Origin of the sequence: Arthrobacter sp. MYb229 (genome assembly GCF_002975405.1) — a bacterium.
In the GTDB taxonomy this organism is placed as follows: Bacteria; Actinomycetota; Actinomycetes; order Actinomycetales; family Micrococcaceae; genus Glutamicibacter.
Genome location: NZ_PCPS01000004.1, coordinates 176,490 through 194,682 on the forward strand (window position 1 = coordinate 176,490; position 18,193 = coordinate 194,682).

The 18,193-nt window shown below is 60.6% G+C and carries 18 protein-coding genes and 2 tRNA genes; 15 read left to right on the plus strand and 5 right to left on the minus strand.

What is annotated here, in order from left to right; translation table 11 throughout:
* The 9 genes from CQ019_RS13500 (at position 1) to CQ019_RS13540 (ending at position 7,457) form a co-directional block, all read left to right on the plus strand.
* Complete coding sequence (locus tag CQ019_RS13500) at positions 1–951, plus strand: ABC transporter permease (protein WP_105569925.1); 951 nt, start codon at positions 1–3, stop codon at positions 949–951.
* Positions 948–1,802: an ABC transporter permease gene (locus CQ019_RS13505; protein ID WP_105569926.1), complete on the plus strand. Its 855-nt coding sequence runs from the start codon at positions 948–950 to the stop codon at positions 1,800–1,802. Before CQ019_RS13500 ends, CQ019_RS13505 begins: the two co-directional genes overlap by 4 nt.
* Before the next feature lie 8 nt (positions 1,803–1,810).
* The gene (locus tag CQ019_RS13510; RefSeq protein WP_105569927.1) at positions 1,811–2,602 is read left to right on the plus strand and encodes an ABC transporter ATP-binding protein; all 792 of its coding nucleotides are present in this window, start codon (positions 1,811–1,813) and stop codon (positions 2,600–2,602) included.
* The gene (locus CQ019_RS13515; protein ID WP_255248476.1) at positions 2,599–3,432 is read left to right on the plus strand and encodes an ABC transporter ATP-binding protein; all 834 of its coding nucleotides are present in this window, start codon (positions 2,599–2,601) and stop codon (positions 3,430–3,432) included. Before CQ019_RS13510 ends, CQ019_RS13515 begins: the two co-directional genes overlap by 4 nt.
* A 182-nt stretch (positions 3,433–3,614) precedes the next feature.
* Positions 3,615–3,687 (plus strand) — tRNA-Asn (locus CQ019_RS13520).
* Between the two features lie 516 nt (positions 3,688–4,203).
* A complete protein-coding gene (locus tag CQ019_RS13525; protein WP_096287370.1) occupies positions 4,204–5,043 on the plus strand; it encodes a phage holin family protein in 840 nt (279 codons plus the stop codon).
* A 91-nt stretch (positions 5,044–5,134) separates the two neighbouring features.
* Positions 5,135–6,049 carry a DMT family transporter gene (locus CQ019_RS13530; protein ID WP_105553727.1) on the plus strand — a complete coding sequence of 305 codons (915 nt, stop codon included), beginning with the start codon at positions 5,135–5,137 and terminating at the stop codon, positions 6,047–6,049.
* A gap of 53 nt (positions 6,050–6,102) precedes the next feature.
* The gene (locus tag CQ019_RS13535) at positions 6,103–7,284 is read left to right on the plus strand and encodes a glycosyltransferase (protein WP_374954793.1); all 1,182 of its coding nucleotides are present in this window, start codon (positions 6,103–6,105) and stop codon (positions 7,282–7,284) included.
* A 99-nt stretch (positions 7,285–7,383) separates the two neighbouring features.
* Positions 7,384–7,457, plus strand: a tRNA-Ile gene (locus tag CQ019_RS13540).
* A 91-nt stretch (positions 7,458–7,548) separates the two neighbouring features.
* On the opposite strand, the gene CQ019_RS13545 is transcribed toward CQ019_RS13540, so the two are convergent.
* Positions 7,549–8,070, minus strand: a complete 522-nt coding sequence (locus CQ019_RS13545) for a M23 family metallopeptidase (protein WP_105569929.1) — start codon at positions 8,068–8,070, stop codon at positions 7,549–7,551.
* Positions 8,071–8,476: 406 nt separating this feature from the next.
* On the opposite strand from CQ019_RS13545, the gene rpsB reads away from it, so the two are divergent.
* The 6 genes from rpsB to CQ019_RS13575 all read left to right on the plus strand — a co-directional run bounded on the left by rpsB (position 8,477) and on the right by CQ019_RS13575 (position 14,204).
* The gene (rpsB, locus tag CQ019_RS13550; RefSeq protein ID WP_105553724.1) at positions 8,477–9,349 is read left to right on the plus strand and encodes a 30S ribosomal protein S2; all 873 of its coding nucleotides are present in this window, start codon (positions 8,477–8,479) and stop codon (positions 9,347–9,349) included.
* A 143-nt stretch (positions 9,350–9,492) separates the two neighbouring features.
* Entirely contained in the window at positions 9,493–10,329 is an 837-nt protein-coding gene (gene tsf, locus CQ019_RS13555) for a translation elongation factor Ts (RefSeq protein WP_105553925.1), read from the plus strand.
* 167 nt (positions 10,330–10,496) lie between these two features.
* Positions 10,497–11,219, plus strand: coding sequence for a UMP kinase (gene pyrH, locus CQ019_RS13560; RefSeq protein WP_096287360.1), 723 nt, complete (start codon positions 10,497–10,499; stop codon positions 11,217–11,219).
* A gap of 107 nt (positions 11,220–11,326) precedes the next feature.
* Positions 11,327–11,884 carry a ribosome recycling factor gene (gene frr / locus CQ019_RS13565; RefSeq protein WP_096287358.1) on the plus strand — a complete coding sequence of 186 codons (558 nt, stop codon included), beginning with the start codon at positions 11,327–11,329 and terminating at the stop codon, positions 11,882–11,884.
* Positions 11,884–13,488, plus strand: coding sequence for a phosphatidate cytidylyltransferase (locus CQ019_RS18785; RefSeq protein WP_258133963.1), 1,605 nt, complete (start codon positions 11,884–11,886; stop codon positions 13,486–13,488). Before frr ends, CQ019_RS18785 begins: the two co-directional genes overlap by 1 nt.
* A gap of 143 nt (positions 13,489–13,631) precedes the next feature.
* Positions 13,632–14,204, plus strand: a complete 573-nt coding sequence (locus CQ019_RS13575) for a DivIVA domain-containing protein (protein ID WP_374954794.1) — start codon at positions 13,632–13,634, stop codon at positions 14,202–14,204.
* Between the two features lie 108 nt (positions 14,205–14,312).
* Here the strand turns inward: CQ019_RS13575 and CQ019_RS13580 are convergent, their stop codons facing one another.
* The 4 genes from CQ019_RS13580 to CQ019_RS13595 are packed head-to-tail and all read right to left on the minus strand — an operon-like array spanning position 14,313 to position 18,107.
* A complete protein-coding gene (locus tag CQ019_RS13580) occupies positions 14,313–15,818 on the minus strand; it encodes a cation acetate symporter (protein WP_096287354.1) in 1,506 nt (501 codons plus the stop codon).
* Entirely contained in the window at positions 15,815–16,186 is a 372-nt protein-coding gene (locus CQ019_RS13585; protein ID WP_255248474.1) for a hypothetical protein, read from the minus strand. Before CQ019_RS13585 ends, CQ019_RS13580 begins: the two co-directional genes overlap by 4 nt.
* Positions 16,183–16,899: a LytTR family DNA-binding domain-containing protein gene (locus tag CQ019_RS13590; RefSeq protein ID WP_105569930.1), complete on the minus strand. Its 717-nt coding sequence runs from the start codon at positions 16,897–16,899 to the stop codon at positions 16,183–16,185. The genes CQ019_RS13585 and CQ019_RS13590 overlap by 4 nt, the downstream gene beginning before the upstream one ends.
* A 20-nt stretch (positions 16,900–16,919) precedes the next feature.
* Complete coding sequence (locus tag CQ019_RS13595) at positions 16,920–18,107, minus strand: sensor histidine kinase (protein WP_105553721.1); 1,188 nt, start codon at positions 18,105–18,107, stop codon at positions 16,920–16,922.
* Between the last annotated feature and the right edge of the window lie 86 nt (positions 18,108–18,193).

The following is an 18,193-nucleotide window of genomic DNA, read 5'->3' on the forward strand; positions in this document are numbered from 1 at the left end:
ATGAAACGCATTATTGGCCGGCTGGCAGGTATGCTGGTGACCCTGCTGGCCGGGTCGTTCATCATCTTCATGGCCATGCACGCGGCCCCGGGGGATCCGGTCACCTTCCTGATCGGCAACCCCGAGGGCATCACCCCGGAACGAATCGCGGCCGTGCGCGCCCAGTACAACCTCGACCAGCCGGTGCTTGTCCAGTACTGGCTGTGGCTCACCCACGCGTTCACCGGCGACTTCGGGACCTCGTTCCACTACCTGCAGCCGGTGTCGGACTTGATGGCCACCCGGTTGCCCAACACGCTGTGGCTGGTTGGCTATGCCTCGGTGCTGTTCATCATCCTGGGCATCGGGCTTGGCATCGTTTCGGCGATCCGCCGTGGCTCGCGGGTCGACTCGGCGATCACCGGCTCGACGACGCTTGCAGCATCGATCCCCTCCTTCGTGACCGGCTTGCTGCTGGTCTACTTGTTGTCCGTCACCTTGGGCTGGTTCCCGGTCACCGGGGCCGGGGACGGAATCGCCGGACGGCTGCACCACTTGTTCCTTCCCGCGGTCTCCCTGTCCATCGGGGCGCTGGCCATCGTCAGCCGGGTGACCCGGCAGTCGATGATCGAACAGTTGGACGCAGACCACGTCGAGGCGGCCCGCAGCTTCGGGCTGGCGGAACGCAAGCTGGTGGTGCGGCATGTACTGCGCAACGCCTGGGGTCCGGTGATCACCATGGTCGCCCTGGTGGTGGCGAGCATGCTCGCCGGCACCGTGGTGATCGAGGGGGTCTTCGGGATCAGCGGCGTCGGCGCGCTGCTGGTCGACGCCATAAACACCCATGACTTTGCCGTCGTGCAGGCGGTGCTGCTCTACATGATCGTCGCCTACATGCTGGTGACCACGCTGGTGGACATCGTCCACCCACTATTGGATCCACGGATCCGTGCCAGAACGGGGAAACCATGAGCACCTCAACGACCCTGATCAATGCGCCGCGGAAACGCACCATGGGGTATGGTGCGGCCTTCAACACCTGCCTGGGATTTCTGGTCCTGGTGATCCTGGGAGCGGTCCTCGCGCCCTGGATCGCACCGTATGCCCCGGACGAGATCGACTTCTCGGCCATTTGGACCTCGCCCGGGGCCGGGCACCTGTTCGGCACCGACCAATTGGGCCGGGACATCTTCTCCCGAGTGCTCTTCGGGGCGCGCGAAAGCCTGATCGGACCGCTGCTGCTGCTCGCCCTGGCCACGGTGCTCGGGGTGTTGATCGGCACGCTCGCGGCCTGGCACGGCGGATGGGTCGATACGCTGCTGGCCCGCATCACCGACGTGATGTTTGCCTTCCCCGGGCTGCTCTTCGTGGTGCTGGTCATCGCCGTCTTTGGCAAGGGGCCGGCCACCGCGATCCTGGCCCTGGCGCTTGCCTACGCGCCGGTGATCGCGAAGTTCACTCGCAGTATTGCGCTGGCCGAACTTTCCCGCCCCTACATCGACGCCTACAGGATCCAAGGCGTGAGCGCGCCGATGATCTGCCTGCGCTACCTGATCCCCAACATGTCCCCGGCCTTACTGGGCTACCTGGTGGTGCTCTTCGGAGAGGGCCTAATGAGCCTCGCCACGCTGAGCTTCCTCGGCTTCGGTGCCCAACCGCCAAGCTCCGAATGGGGGCTCATGGTCCAGGAGGGCCAGGCCGGGATTATCCAGGGCCATCTCTGGCCAACGCTCGCCCCGGGCTTGGTCATTGCCGCCGTCGTCGTCGCGGTGAACATCGTCGGCGTCCGACTCTCGGACCAGCTCAACGTCAAGAAGCCATAAGGAAGACAATGCTCCTGGAGATCAAGAACCTGCAACTGGATTTCGCCACGCCCGGAGGCAGCACTCGCGTGCTGCACGGGGTGGATCTGCACGTGGAACGCGGCGAGGTGGTTGGCCTGGTAGGGGAGTCCGGCTCCGGCAAGTCGACCACCGTCAGGGCGGCCCTTCGGCTGTACCCCCAGTCGGCCTCATGTACCGGCACCGTCAACGTCAATGGCGAGAACGTGCTTACCTGCGGGGAGGATGCACTCCACTCGGTGCGTTCCCGGGAGGTGGCCATGATTCACCAGGATCCGCGGGGCAGCTTGAACCCGGTGCGGCGCATCGGTGACTCGCTGACCGAACGCCTGGTCCACGTGCTGGGCGTGGACAAGTTCGCCGCACGCGCCAAGGGCACGGAGCTGCTGCGCGCCGTGGGGCTGACCCAGCCGGAGAAACGCATGCGCCAATACCCGCATGAGTTCTCCGGCGGCATGCTCCAGCGTGTGGTGATAGCTGCGGCGCTCAGCAGCGAACCTCAGTTGATCCTGGCCGACGAGGCTACCAGTGCCTTGGACGTCACCACTCAGGCTGAGGTGCTATCGGTGCTGCGCGAGGCCCAACGCTCACGAGGTTTGGGCATGCTCTTCATTACCCACGACCTGCACCTGGCCGCCGCCTATTGTGACCGGGTCTATGTCATGTTCAAGGGTCGCATCGTCGAGGAGCTGGAAGGCAATAACCTATTTGCCGCCGCGCGTGAGGAATACACCAGGGAATTGTTGTCGGCAGTTCCGAGCTTGAAGGGACAAAGACTGTGAGTATCGTCGTTCGGGAGCTTTGTAAGAGCTTCGACATGGGCAAGGGGCGCCCCGCCGTGGTGGCTGCGAACAAGGTCTCTTTCGACTTGGCGCCGGGGGAATCCCTGGGACTGGTGGGTGAATCCGGGTCCGGCAAGACCACGGTGGCACGTATGCTCGTGGGCTTGGAGACTCCGGATTCCGGTAGCGTTGAAATTGCTGGCCGCGACCGCGCACTCAATCGGCGGGGTGCCGCGGGGCGAAAGGAACGGGCCGCAGAAATTCAGATGGTGTTCCAAGATCCGTATGGATCCCTGGACCGCAGGCTGTCGGTGAGCCAGTGTTTGGGCCAGGCGCTGAAGTTGCAATCGCCCCTGCGCGGCGACGAGCTGCAGCGGGCAATCACAGAGCTCATGAACTCTGTGCGTCTTGAACCGCGACTTCTGTCTTCCTTCCCGCATCAACTCAGTGGCGGCCAACGCCAACGTCTGGCCATTGCCCGCGCGTTGGCCAGCAGCCCGAAGCTGTTGGTCCTCGACGAGGCCGTGTCGGCACTGGACGTGTCGGTGCAGGCACAGATTCTTCAGGTGCTCAACGAGATCCGCGCGGAGCGCGGCATCGCGTTGCTCTTTGTTAGCCATGATCTAGCAGTCATCCAGGAGGTCAGTGACAAGGTGATGGTCATGTATCGAGGGGATCCCATCGAGCAGGGGATAGTGTCAGACGTGTTGCAGAATCCGCAGCACGACTACACCAAGCTGCTGATTTCTTCGGTCCCCGGTCTCGGGTGGGACCCAGACGAGGTCATGGCACGTCGTCGGGAATTCGATCTGCTCCAGTCAGTACGCTGACATAGCAGATTCGAATTATTGGTTCGACAGTGTCAAGGCTCCATGTTGAGATTGGTCGGCCGGCAGTCACTACGATCCTCTTTTTTGGGCTATTAAAATTAACTGGGCACGTTGTTCTGGACGCAGCGTGTAGTCGATTTGAAAACGTCATTTGGCCGATGCTAAGGTATTACTCGTTGTATTCCTCCATAGCTCAATTGGCAGAGCATTCGACTGTTAATCGAAGGGTTACTGGTTCAAGTCCAGTTGGAGGAGCTTTCTTAAGGCCCCAACCGCATGACGCGGTTGGGGCCTTATTCATTAAAGCTTCACCCATTGGACTTCGGGATATCTGCGCGATCTTCAGGGGAAACCCTGATAGCGTCGCGAGTTGGGCTCTGGCTAGGATATTTATTAGGTAATCGCGTGTTCGCTCCGGTGCGTTTTGAGACGCGGCGGACGGCTAGAGGTTCGGGTAGTCAGCATGGACTATATAAAACTGATCCTTGAGAGCGAATCGGATTTCTGGTCGGTGAGGTATTGACGGGCCTCGGACACGATTAGTCGGCAGGTAACTGATGAACAGGATGTGAACTACGGGGCATGCATATTGATGCGGTCGCTTCCTATAAGCTCAAGTGGATAGACGATAGACTTTCAAATCGTTAACAGTTACACCCGTGGCATGAGATTTAGCTGTGGGGTTTACGCCTGAAGACTGATACGTAGGCGGTAACCGGAGTGCTAGCGTGGAAACACCGGTTGCCGAGCGATCGAGAATATGGAGAAACCATGTCTGAAGCTGATTCGATGCAAGCAGATGAAAGCCTGAAGTCGAGCGTCAAGAGTGCCAAGGCGCAAGTCGATGGACTCAAGGAGCTTGTCCCGCAGCAGCTCTCGGACGAGATCAAGCTAGGAACCACCTTGCTCAAGAGCAAGGGCATCAGTTTGGGTGTGGCCGCCGGACTTGCGGCGGGCGCACTTGTAGTAGTTTCGCTGTTTGTAGTTGCAGTGGTTGTCACCTTGGTGAACGTGTTGGCTATCTGGTTCCAGGGCTGGGCAGCTGCACTGATCGTCGCAGGTTTCTTCCTGCTGGTGGCAGCAATTCTTGCCCTTGTTATTTATCTCAAGGTTAAGAAAGCCTTGCCGCTGACTCCAGAAGCAGCGATTCGCGGCCTGCGCCACGATATCGGTGTGATCAAGGACGGCAGCAACTTCGACGTCAGCACCTTGGATGAGCCAATGCGCAAGAAGGACGAATCCGAAGAGTCCGCAAAGGACAAGAAGAAGGAACCTAAACCTCCGGCTCCTAGCGCGGATGAATTGGTACTTCGCACAAAGCGTCGCCGCCGCCAGATACAGGCGTTGCGCGACAACTTGGGTCAGAGCGTTCTAGGACCCAAAGCCAAAATCGACAAAGCACGCCAGTTTGCCGAAAACGCCGGAGACTCGGTGACTAACGCTGCTGCCAAGGCACGTAGTTTCGTCACCCCGTCGGTGAACAATGGTGAGAACAGCGAAGCTGATCGTGCAGGACAAGAACGGGTGGAGAAGGCTAAGCCTTTTGCGATCATTGCAGCGTCGGCCGGGGCTCTCGTTGCGATCATTCGTAAGCTGGTCAAGCGCTCCTAGGTTCTTGAACCGATGAGGTGGCGCGGCGATATCACGCAACCGCGCAGCATGGCCTCTCGGAATACAAGGAACTAGTGGGAAAGGCACTGACATGGTTTGGATCGCTATTGCAGCGGCACTATGCGGTGCCTTTTGCCTTGCCTTCGGCGCGCACTTCCAATCGAGCGCCGTAAAGTCTGCCGCCGGTGGTTTGGATGTCACCCTCGGCAATATTGGCAAGCTGATGGGCAATGGCCGGTGGATGAGTGGTTTGCTGCTGCTCGGGCTTGGCATGGTGCTCAATGTCTTCGCATTGGCCAGCGCCCCGCTGACCGTCGTACAGCCAATTGGCGCCATCGCGCTGGTGGTGACCACGGTGGTCAATGCGCGCGAACACAAGCTCACGATGAATCTTCCGACGGTACTCGCGATCGCCGCTTGTATGGTTGGCTCGGCCACGTTCGTACTGATGGCAATCAACGTTACCGGTGATCAGCATCAGGTCAGCAACTCCGAGGAGTTGCTGATCGAGGTGATTCTGGCGTGTGTTATCGCAATGATCGGAATCACTGCACTGTTTTTCCACCGGAAACTCGGGGCTATCTTCTACATCGTAGGGGCCGGTGTGCTCTTTGGCTTCGTAGCGGTGCTGGTACGTACCGTCGCAATCGATGTGCTGCACTTGGGCAGCCAATTCTGGTCATCGGTGCCATGGCTTGCTCTAGCAGCTGTGGTGGTGGCGGGGCTGCTTGGTTCATATTTTGTGCAAAACGCCTATTCAAAGGGACCGCCGGACTTGGTTATCGCAGGACTGACGGTAATTGACCCGATTGTCGGCATCGCCATAGGCATTACGATCCTGGGTGAGCTTCGTCCGGATGTGCCTGCCATGCTGGCTGTGGCCATGGCGCTGGCCGGGGTGCTTGCGATCGTTGGCGTGGTGGCGCTGTCTCGTCATCATCCGGTGGTTCTGGATCGCAAAGCCAAGGCGCGGCATTTAAAAACCCTGTCTAGCCATGACACATAGAAATAGCTAAGTACTTCTCACAAGACAATATGTTGATCGAACAAGGACAATACGTGGCCGAGGAAAAACCGCTGACGATCGTCATCGCCGCCGATACCTACCTGCCGGATATCAATGGCGCGGCCATGTTCTGTTATCGCTTGGCCACCGCCATGAAAGAGCGTGGGCATCGCGTGCACGTCTTGGCGGTACGCGGGGAGAACGGCAAGACCTTCACCGAAGTTCGTCCGGAGGCGATTGTGCATCGCCTGCAATCCCACGCCGTACCAACCCACGAGTACTTCCGGATCGTTTTTCCTTGGGAAGTTAACTCACAGATCAATAAGCTCCTGGCTGATATCAAGCCGGATGTGGTGCACGCGCAGAGCCACTATATGATCGGCCAGCAGACGATTGCCTACGCACGGAAGCACGGTGTGCGCTCGGTCGCAACAAATCACTTCATGCCCGAGAACCTCGACCCGTTCTTGCCATTCCCGAAGTGGTTCAAGAAAATTGTCGCGCGTAACTCCTGGCGCGATATGGGAAAGATCTTCGGCAAGGCCGACGCGGTTACCACGCCCACCCCTCTGGCGGCCAAAGCCATGAAAGACTATGCACGACTGACCAAGGTTTTGCCGCTGTCCAATGGCATTGAAGCCGGAAATTATGAGTTGGCTGAGGGCGAAGAGATAGTTCGCAACGAAGCGCCGACGATTCTTTTTGTTGGCCGTTTAGCTGTTGAGAAGAACGTCAATGAACTGATCGAGGCGTTGGCCATCATGAAGCAGGTTCCCGACGCAGTCCTCGAAGTAGTCGGAGGCGGTGAACAGCGCGCACCCCTGGAGCGTATTGCCCACGAGCAGGGATTGAGCGATCGAGTTCGGTTCCTAGGCCACGTCACTACCGAGGAGCTTCGCCTTGCGTACCTGCGCTGCGACGTATTCTGTCAGCCGGGCACCGCCGAATTGCAGTCTCTGGTGACGTTGGAGGCGCTCTCCGCATCGAAGCCTGTGGTGCTCGCCAATGCGATGGCACTGCCGCATCTTGTCGATGTGGGGGTGAACGGCTACATGTTTGAACCCGGGAACCGCGAAGACCTGGCGCAGAAGCTTGATACGGTGCTGAGCATGGACCAGCAGGCCCGCGAACGACTGGGCGAAGCTGGCCATCGCAAGGTCATGAATCATGCGCAGGAGAAGACCATGAATTCCTTCGAAGCGCTATACCGCGGTCAAAGCGTCAACCAGCATTAGAGCGTGAGGACACCACCGCGACCTCGAATCGAGATTTTGGCTGGTCATGCCCTAGAATATTTCGAGTGTGGTTACCGCTGTGGCGGTAATTCTCATAGTGGGGCGTTAGCTCAGTTGGTTAGAGCAGGGAACTCATAATTCCTTGGTCGCCGGTTCAAGTCCGGCACGCCCTACGGTAAAAGCCACCGAGCGACTTGTGGAAACAAGTCACTCGGTGGCTTTCCTTTTTGCTATGTCGGCCATGAGCCGAGCGAATCCGCAAGTTCAGTCGTTCAGCGGCAATAGGATTGACGGGCGCAAGTCCTCGATCAAGAGCGCTGGATCAATATATTCTCCGTCCAGTCGCACGCCCCAGTGAATGCATCGGCCGGTGCAGTGCGCCCCCACCGCCACGAACCCGAGTTTGGCGCCGGGCTCAACCCAGCTGCCCACCTGCAGCTCACTGGTTACCGGTTCCAGGCTCGTCTTAAAGCCGTAGCCGTGGTCAATAACCAGCACGGGACGGTCCACGACCACCCCGGTGAAGGTGATGCGTCCACGATTCGGGGCAATCACTTGGGCGCCTTCTGCTGCGGCAAGATCCACGCCACGATGACCGGCCGACCATTTTTCGGCCGGCTTATCAAAGGCATTCAGGACCTTCGGCTCACCGGTCAACGGCCAACGCCACACGGCCGCAGCGGTTGGTTGCGCGAGGGAATCCACTGGCTGTGCGTGGGCTCCCGGAGGAATCAATGACAGCACTAGCAGTGCTTGGGTCAGCAGCAGGAGGTGTTTCGAATTCATCTATTCAGCATGCGCGGCCGAATCTGGCTAGACCTCGGATCGATGGCCGTTTGTGGGTAACTTCCGGGATGAGTTTATAGGCGCTAGATCACCAAGGATCTCTGTCAGCCGGACGGGGTCGGTGTAGTACACTTGGAACTGCAGTTTCTTGTCATAGGTGTGTCCAAAATTGGTGCACCAGTCAAGAGATTGACTTCGCGTGCGAGGTTCCACGACCTTTACAGGAAGTGGGCGCAAGTTCCAGTGGTCCGAGAGAATCGGTGGACTTGCGCGGACTGTCAAGCAGTCCGGGCCGCGCACTAGGGCAGATAACCAAAACGGGGATCTGCGTACAACCCAAACAACTAAGAGCAGTTACCGCGGACGCGCATGCGTCCGGTCCGCCACTGCTGAGAGGAGTTGCGACATGCCAGTCGTAACCATGCGAGAGCTGCTTAACAGCGGCGTCCACTTCGGCCACCAGACCCGTCGCTGGAACCCAAAGATGAAGCGCTTCATTCTGACCGAGCGCAACGGCATCTACATCATTGACCTGCAGCAGTCGCTGTCGTTCATTGACCGTGCCTACGAGTTCGTCAAGCAGACCGTCGCCCACGGTGGCACCGTTCTGTTCGTCGGTACCAAGAAGCAGGCTCAGGAATCCATCGCCGAGCAGGCTAACCGCGTTGGCCAGCCATACGTGAACCAGCGCTGGCTCGGCGGTATGCTGACCAACTTCCAGACCGTCTCCAAGCGCGTTCAGCGCATGAAGGAACTGGAAGAGATCAACTTCGAGGACGTTGCCGGTTCGGGCCACACCAAGAAGGAACTTCTGCTGCTCAAGCGCGAGCTGACCAAGCTGCAGAACAACCTCGGTGGTATCCGTAACCTGACCCGTACCCCTTCCGCTATCTGGATCGTTGACACCAAGAAGGAACACTTGGCTATCGACGAAGCTCAGAAGCTGGGTATCCCAGTTGTGGCCATCTTGGACACCAACTGCGATCCGGACGAAGTTACGTTCCCAATCCCAGGTAACGACGACGCCATCCGCTCCGTCAACCTGCTCACCCGCGTTGTCGCAGACGCTGTTGCTGAAGGCCTCATCGCCAAGAACAACAAGGCTGCCGGCAAGACCGAGGGCGCTGCAGAGCCAATGGCCGAGTGGGAGCGCGAGCTGCTCGAAGGCGAGAAGGCAAAGGCCGAGGCTCCTGCCGAAGCTGCAACCGAAGCACCAGCTGAAGCAGCAACCGAGGCACCAGCTGAAGCTGCTGCTGAAGAGGCTCCAGAAGCCAAGTAGTCATCTGACTATCTCTTAGAGTTTGCTTTCACGCGCTACCATGCGTGGAAGGATGCTCAATAAAGTCTCGTGGGACGGGTTGGTTATCCGACCCGTCCCACGAGCGACATAAACTTGAAACCTCCTAGTGAACGGGGATGCACGTGGCAAACTACACCGCTGCTGATATCAAGGCTCTGCGCGAACGCACTGGCGCTGGCATGATGGACGTGAAGAAGGCTCTCGACGAGGCTAACGGCGACGCCGAGAAGGCCATCGAGATCATCCGCGTCAAGGGTCTGAAGGGCGCTACCAAGCGCGAAGGCCGCTCGACCGCAGAAGGCCTCGTAGCCGCCAAGGTCGATGGCACCGTTGGTGTCATGATCGAGATCAACTGCGAGACCGACTTCGTCGCCAAGAACGAGAAGTTCATCGAGCTGGCAAACAAGGTTCTGGATGCCGCTGTGGCCTCCGGTGCCGCAGACGCCGAAGCACTGCAGGCTTACGAGCTGGACGGCAAGCCACTTTCGGAGATCGTCATCGAAGAGGGCGCAATCCTCGGCGAGAAGATCGTTGTCCGCCGTGTTGCCCGCGTCGAGGGTGCAAGCGTTGCAGCGTACCTGCACAAGACCAGCAAGGACCTGCCTGCACAGGTTGGCGTCCTGATGGCCGTTGATGCGGATTCCGAAGCCGCCGCAACCGTCGCCCACGACGTTGCAGTGCACACCGCCGCATTGGCTCCTACCTACCTGTCCCGCGATGAAGTTCCTGCGGACAAGGTTGCAGACGAGCGTCGCATCGCCGACGAAACCGCACGCGCCGAGGGCAAGCCAGAGGCCGCCCTCACCAAGATCGTTGAAGGCCGCTTGACCGGTTTCTTCAAGGAAATCGTGCTGGTTGACCAGGCTTTCGCCAAGGACGCAAAGAAGTCCGTAGCCAAGGTCTTCGAAGAAGCTGGCACGAAGCCAGTTGCCTTCGCCCGTTTCCGTGTTGGTGCCTAAGGGTTCAGCCACACAGTAAGCGAATGCCGCTTCTAGCGAGCGGCTAAACAAGTCAAGGGAGGTGAGCCACCGAGCAACTCGGTGACTCGCCTCCCTTTTCTTGAGCCCGGATGACAAGATAGTTTGAGATCCGGATACAGATTTCTCAACCCCAGGAGACAGACCCCATGCCTACCAGCCCAGAAACCAAACGCCGCCGCGTCTTATTGAAGCTTTCCGGAGAGGTCTTCGGCGGAGGCAACGTCGGCGTTGACCCAATCACCGTGCGTGGTGTCGCCGAACAGATCGCTGCGACCGTCGGCGAGGTCGAGGTGGCAATCGTCGTCGGCGGCGGCAACTTCTTCCGTGGCGCCGAACTTTCGGCCGCGGGCATGGACCGCTCCCGTGCGGACTACATGGGCATGCTCGGCACCGTGATGAACTGCTTGGCGCTGCAGGATTTCCTGGAACAGTGCGGCGTGGAAACCCGCGTGCAGTCGGCCATCGCCATGGCGCAGGTTGCGGAGAACTACATCCCGCGCCGCGCCATCCGCCACATGGAAAAAGATCGCGTGGTCATCTTCGGCGCCGGCGCCGGCCTGCCGTACTTCTCCACCGACACCGTGGCCGCCCAGCGTGCCCTGGAGGTGGACGCGGACGAAGTCTTGATGGCCAAGAGCGGCGTTGACGGCGTGTACACCGCGGACCCGAAAAAGGACCCAAGCGCGAAGAAGCTCGAGACCCTGACCTACTCGGAGGCGCTGCAGCGCGATATCCGGGTTATGGACCAGACCGCGATGACCATGTGCCAGGACAACAACGTGAACATGCTGGTCTTCGGCATGGAAGGCGAAGGAAATGTGGCAAGCGCCATCCGCGGCGAGCGGATCGGCACCACCGTCACCCCATAAGGGTGTTCGTGGCATAGGATTGATTTAGATCTATTTGTTCGGTTGCTTCACCTGCGTGTTATCGCGGTTGAGGCAGCAGAGCGCAGGCAAAGTACTGAGGAGTACCGGTGATTGACGAAACGTTGGCGGATGCCGCCGAAAAGATGGACCGCACCATTGAAGCCGCCAAGGAGGACTTCGCGACGATCCGTACCGGTCGCGCCCACCCTGGCATGTATTCCAAGGTCATGGTGGACTACTACGGTTCCCCAACCCCACTGATGCAGCTAGCCTCCTTCGCTGTTCCAGAAGCACGCACCATCACCATCAGCCCCTTCGATGTTTCGGCCATGCGCGCCATCGAAAAGGCCTTGGGCGACCCAGAGGTCGGTGCCAACCCATCGAGCGACGGCAAGATGATCCGCGTGGTGCTTCCGGTGCTCACCGAGGAACGCCGCAAGGAATACGTCAAGCTTGCCCGCACCAAGGGCGAGGACGCGAAGGTTGCCCTGCGTAACCACCGTCGCAAGGCCAAGGACAGCATCGACAAGTTCGTCAAGGATGGCGAAATTGGCGAGGACGAAGGCAGCCGTGCCGAAAAAGAACTCGACTCGCTGACCAAGGCGCACGTTGATTCGGTCGATGAGATCCTGAAGAAAAAAGAAACTGAGCTGCTGGACGTCTAATGCCAGGCTCGACAGACAACACTGAGGGCAACGCTTCGGCGGTGCCCTCAGTGGCATCCGGCGAAGACCAGCCCATGACTCGGCGTGAGGCCCGCGCTAAACGCGAAGCCGCCGAACGCGGAAACTCACGCGCCTCGAAACTCAAGCGAGCGCTCTCCGGGGCGCAAGCCGAGCCTGCGAAGCCAGCCGGGGCTAAGGCCGCCGACAAGGCGAAACCGGCTACGGCCCAGCCGGCAGCCGAGACCGCTTCGCCGTCCCCAAAAACTTCTGCACCGACCGCGCAGTCGGCCGCCGCTCAGACCGCGCCCCAACGTGCACCCGAAACCGCCAAGCCAGCCGCTCAACCGGCAGCAGGCAAAACCGCAAAGCCCGGAGCGGCTAAACCGGACGCCGAAGCTCCCGCAAAGCCCGAACCTGTTTCGGTGGCTCGCCCGGATAGCGTCAAAGCCCCCGAAGCTACCATCGGTTCCTCCCCGCAGCCGGCCCAGGCCGAAGGCTCGTCGAAACCAGCCGAAGCTGCCGGCGCTGACCAAGCTCCGCAAGCTCCCAAACCGGTAGTCGATGCGGCCAAGGCGAAAGCTAAAGCGCAGGCAAAGGCGCAACTAGTTGCCCCTGCGCCGGCGTCGAAGACCTCGGACGGGCAGCCAGCGGCGGGAAAGCCAGCGGAAGCAACGCAGCCAAAACCTCCGCAAGCGAACAGCGAGGACCTGGCCGAAACCGGCAAAGCCGAACCCGAAGAAGCGGAGATCCCCGCAGAATTGCTGATCGGGGGACCACCGAAGAAATCCCGGGCGGGGCGAAACCTTCCGGCGGCCATCGGCGTGGGCCTTTTGATGCTCGGCTTGGCGATGCTGGGACTGTTCTGGATGCCAACCCTGCTGGTGGTTCTGATCGTGGTGCTCGCCGGGGTAGGTTCCTGGGAGGTGGCCCGCGCGACAACCCATGCGAAAACCGAGGTGCAGCAATTCCCGCTGTATTTGGCGGCCATATTGCTTCCGGTCAGCGCTACCCTCGGTGGCCTCGACGCGTTGGGTTTCGCCTATCTGGGTAGCTTGATCTTGGCATTGCTCTTCCGAATCCTCGAGGGGCTCAAAGGTGCGGCAGCCTCGGTGATGAGCAGCGTCTTCATCATCAGCTGGGTTCCCTTGCTGCTCAGCTTCGCTCTCTTGGTGATGCGTGGCGAGAACGGCAACCTGCTGATTACAACGATTCTGCTGTTGGTGGTCAGCAACGACACCTTTGGCTACGCCGTGGGCGTGCTATTCGGAAAGCATCCGATGGCCCCGAAGATTTCGCCCAAGAAATCATGGGAAGGCTTTGCCGGGTCCATGGTCGGGTCCATGGCCATCGGCGCGCTGGCAGCCAACTACTGGCTGGATATGCCTTGGTGGTCCGGAGTGATTCTCGCCTGCTTCACCACGGTCGCAGCGACCACCGGTGACTTCGCTGAATCCATGGTCAAGCGTGAATTGGGCATCAAGGACATGAGCAACCTGCTTCCGGGGCACGGCGGCATTATGGATAGACTTGATTCGCTGTTGTTCGCCATCCCGTTGGCCTATCTCATCTCGCACCTCTTGGCCTGGAGCGTCGCGGTTTTCTAAACGCGTGAGGCGCAGAACCGGTGACGGATCTGCGCCGGACGGTGTGCCCATGGCAGCAAAAGATTTCACAACACATAAGATTGAAGGGTGCCGCATCATGGCGGTACGCCTAATGACTTTTCGTCTAGAACTAAGGAATAGTCGTGTCGCAGCAACAAGATGCTCCGTTCTCCCGGGTCCCGGACAAGGAATTCGGCTACAACGTAAAGCAGGTTGATGCTTTTCTCAGCCGGGCGCGTGCCACCTTTAACGGCGGCGGAAACGATGATGCCGTGGTGACCAGCCACCTGATCCGCCGCACTACCTTCGCACCGCAAAAGGGCGGCTACCAGGCCCGCGAAGTGGACGGCGCACTGGATCGGCTGGAAGACGTATTCGCCAAGCGCGAGCGTGATGACCTCATTGCCCATCAGGGCGAAGAGGTCTGGTTGCAGCAGGTCGGACGCCTGGCAGCGATCCTCCGCGGGCGTTTGCACCGTGCCAAGGGTGAGCGTTTCCGCCGACCTTCACGCTCCAACGCCTCAAGCTACAACATAGAAGACGTCGACCGGCTCTGCGATCAACTGATCGACTACTTCGAACGCGATGTGCCGATGGCCGTCGACTCGGTACGCCGCGTGGAGTTCCGCTCAGCGGTAGGCACCGAAGGCTATGAAGAGTCCCAGGTGGACGCCTTCCTCGACCGCGTGGTCGAGCTGATGGCTTCGATCGACTAGGAATTTTGAGACGCGCCAACCGCGGCTCTGGCAGACCAGCAGGCCTGTCAGAGCCGCGGTTAGTGCTTTAAAGCGTCCTGGGCTGCATCTCTTCGATTCGTGGTCGAATCAGCGGAGCCGGTCAGCGCCCGTGTCACCAGCTGGCTTGTAGCTGCGCTCGGGCACATGCAGCAGCTCCATCACGCGGTCTGCATTGGCTGGGACCCTGCGCCTGGTGGACTTGGAGACCAGGATCATCACCACGAAGGCCAGCGGAACGCTCCACGCCGCCGGCTGGCGAAGCATCAGCACCCACAGCGAATCGCTGCTTTCCGGCAGCATATTCGATCCGAGCAACGCCAAGCCGCAGCAGGCCGCGCCGACGGACATGCCAGCAATGGCCCCGCGGGCGGTGAGCGAACGCCACCAGATGCCCAGCAGGAGCAGGGGGCAAATGGTCGAGGCGGTAAATGCGAAGACATTGCCGATCGCGCCAGCCAACGCCAAGGAATTCGTGAGCAAGGCAATCAGCACCGGCAGCGCGGTGGCGAGCACCGTAGAGATCCGGAATCCGCGCACGGTGCCCTGGAAGAACTCTTGCGACAGCGCTCCGGCCAAGGAGACGGCCAGCCCGGAGGTGGTGGACAGGAACGCCGCGAAGGCTCCTCCCACCACGATCGCGGTGAGCAGATCGGCGAGGAACCCATCGAAGATGCGTTGCGGCAGCAGCAGGATCGTCGCGTCGGCGTTATTGGCACCCAGATCCTGGGTATAGAGAATCCCCAGCACCCCCAGGGTGGTGGGGAGCAGGTAGAACACCGAGAGCAGGCAGAGCACAATGGCCGTCGTGGTGCGTGCGGCTTGCCCCGAGGGGTTCGTGTAAAAACGCACCAGCACGTGGGGCAGGCCCAAGGTGCCAAAGAGCAAGGCCAGGATGATCGAAATCGTCTCATAGAGGCTCATCCCGCCGATGGACTGCAACTGCCCGGCGACCGCTGCCGCCCGCTCGGGCACCGAGTATTCCGGCATGACCTGGAAGAGCACGAATAAGGTCGGGATCACCAGGGCCGCAAGCTTGAACCAGTATTGGAAGGCCTGCACGAAGGTGACCGAACGCATCCCGCCGGAGACCACTGTCAGGCACACCACCGCGGCGACGATGACCGGTCCGACCCAGCCGGGCAGCCCGGTGGCGATGGATAGGGTCAGCGACGCGCCATGCATCTGCGGGACGATATACAGCCAGCAGATGATCACCACCAGATAGGTGGTGATCTTGCGCAGGAGCACGGAGTCTTCGAAGCGGATCTGGGCGAAGTCCGGGATGGTGTAGGCCTGGGAACGGCGCAGCGGAGCGGCCACAAAGAGCAGCAGCATCAGGTACCCGGCGGTGTAGCCGATGGGGAACCAGAGCCCGGACTGGCCGCTGAGCACAATCAACCCGGCCACACCGAGGAAGGAGGCCGCCGAAAGGTATTCTCCGCCGATGGCCGAGGCATTCCACCAGGGTTTTACGGTGCGCGAGGCCACGTAGAAATCGCTGGTCGTGCGGGAGAGCCGCAGCCCGTAGAACGCGATGAGCATGGTGGCCACGCAAACCATCAGCAGCGCCAGGATGGAAAGCACGCCGGTCATCGAGAGATGCTCCGGTAGCGTCGCTCGTTGCGCGCCGCGGCCCGATTGAACAACAGCCCGGCAACGATGATCATCGGGTAGATTCCCACGCCCAAGATCCACCAGGGCAGGGGAATGTGGAAGAGCGTCACCTGGGCGACCACCGGCCAGAAGGCCAAGATCGCCGAGATGCCCACCAGCATGATGAGCAGCCCCGCAGCGACCGCCACCGCCAAGCGAAGCTGGGAACGGATCAGCTGGCGCACGTAGAAGGTCTCGGCGCTCTGCTCGGGGCGGGCGGCGGCGATATTCAGGCTTGCGTTCTGCGGTGCCTGCACGCGCACGCGTTGCGGGCGCTGTTCGGCAAATCGGTCTTGCTCCGGGCTCACAATGGGCGGATCCGGTTCGCGGCCAATCGTTCACGCAGGTCGGGCAGGGCGCGCCGGGAGATCGGCAGCTCGGCGCCGTGGACCACTACCGCCGCCTTGCCCGTTTGCAGCCGCACCGTCTCGATCTTGTCCATGCAGACCAGATAGGAGCGGTGGATCCGCACATAGCCGGATCCGGCCCACTGCTGTTCGAGGTCATTGAGCGGCACGCGAATCAGGTAGCTGGCATCGCGGGTGTGCAGCCGAGCGTAATCGCCTTGGGCTTGGACATAGCCGATATCTTCGCGGGCAATGAGCTTGGTGATGCCGCCTTGGTCAACGGTGATCATTTCGGGTTTGGCCGGTTGGTCATCGACCAGTTCGCAGATGCGGCGCACCGATTCGGCCAGGCGCTGCGGGCGGATGGGTTTGAGCACGTAGTCGATTGCCGCCAGCTCGAAAGCCTGGAGTGCCTGGTCCTCGTCGGCGGTGACAAACACGATCAGCGGCGGGTGGGTGAAGCGGGAGATGACTCGGGCGATATCCAATCCGGACAGCGCCGGCATGTGGATGTCCAGGAACAGGGCATCGACATCGTTTTCTTCCAGTGCCTTCAGCGCCGCGGCGCCGGAGGTGGCACGGTGGATTTTTCCGATACGCGAATCCTGTCCGAGCAGGAAGGAGATTTCTTCAACCGCTGGAAGTTCATCATCGGCAACGACCACATTAATCATGGCTAAAACTCTACCGTCAGTTAGGCCAATACGTCTGTCTCTAGCCCTTGTGGGGGACGGAACTTGGGGATTCTCAGGGTAATCAGCGTCCCGGCACCCGGAGCGGTGTCGATGAGCAGCCCATTGGCGTTGCCGTAGAGCTGGCGCAGCCGCACATCGACGTTGCGCAATCCGACGTGCATATTCACGGTGGTCCCGGCCAATACCGAGGCCAGCTGTTCCGGGTCCATGCCGGCCCCGTCGTCTTCCACGGCGATCACCGCGTGCAAACCGTCCTCGGTGGCGGTAATCGAAATCCTTCCGCCGTCCGGGCGGGCTTCCAACCCGTGGTGCACGGCGTTCTCCACCAGTGGCTGGAGGCACAGAAACGGGATCTGGGTGGGCAATACTTCGGGGGCGATCTGCAGCGACACCTTAATGCGATCCCCGAAGCGGGCCTTTTCCAGGAGGAGATAGCGGTCAATGGCTTCGAGCTCTTCGGCCAAGGTGGTGAACTCACCGCGACGGCGGAAGGAGTACCGGGTGAAGTCCGCGAACTCGATGACCAGTTCGCGGGCACGCGCCGGATCGGTGTTGATGAAGGAGGCGATCGCGTTCAGCGAGTTGTAGATGAAATGCGGGGAGATCTGCGCGCGCAGCGCACGCATCTGCGCCTCGAGCAGCTGCGCCTTGGACTCGTCGAGCTCGGCGGTGGTGACCTGTGCGGAGACGAAGACCGCGACCTCGCTGACGGCTCGCACGAAGCTCGCCCCGGCGCGTTCGGCCAGGGCGGTGACGGTGCCCACCGCCTGCCCGCCCACCATGATCGGGGCCGCCACCAGATCCAGCCCGGAGGTGCGGTGGACCTGTGTTTTCTGGCTGCCGATCACCGAGGAGCTGACGGACTGGGCGTGTGCTTCGAGATCGGCGGTGAACTCGATGGCCGCGTCGGTGGCGAGGATCGCCCTGGTGTCGCTGATCAGGAAGGCGGAGCAGCCCAGCAGCTTGCGCAGCGCCTTGGCGCTTTTGGCCGCACCCTCTTCGGTGAGCCCGCGTCCGAGGTGGGGGACCGCAATGGACATATGGTGCAGGGCCTGGAAGGTGGCTTCCTCCGCGTAGGTCCCCAGTTCGTTGGTGGAACGGGAGATCTTGAATCCCAGGTAGCCAACGATGGCGATGCCCACGACCACGATGGTGACGATGAGGGTGATCTGCAGCGCTGGTGACATATTTCAATCCTAAAGCCCGCCGCCGTCGTTGACCGTTCGTCGTCACGCAGCGTGCCGTTGAGCGCAGGAATTTATCCGCTAATCCA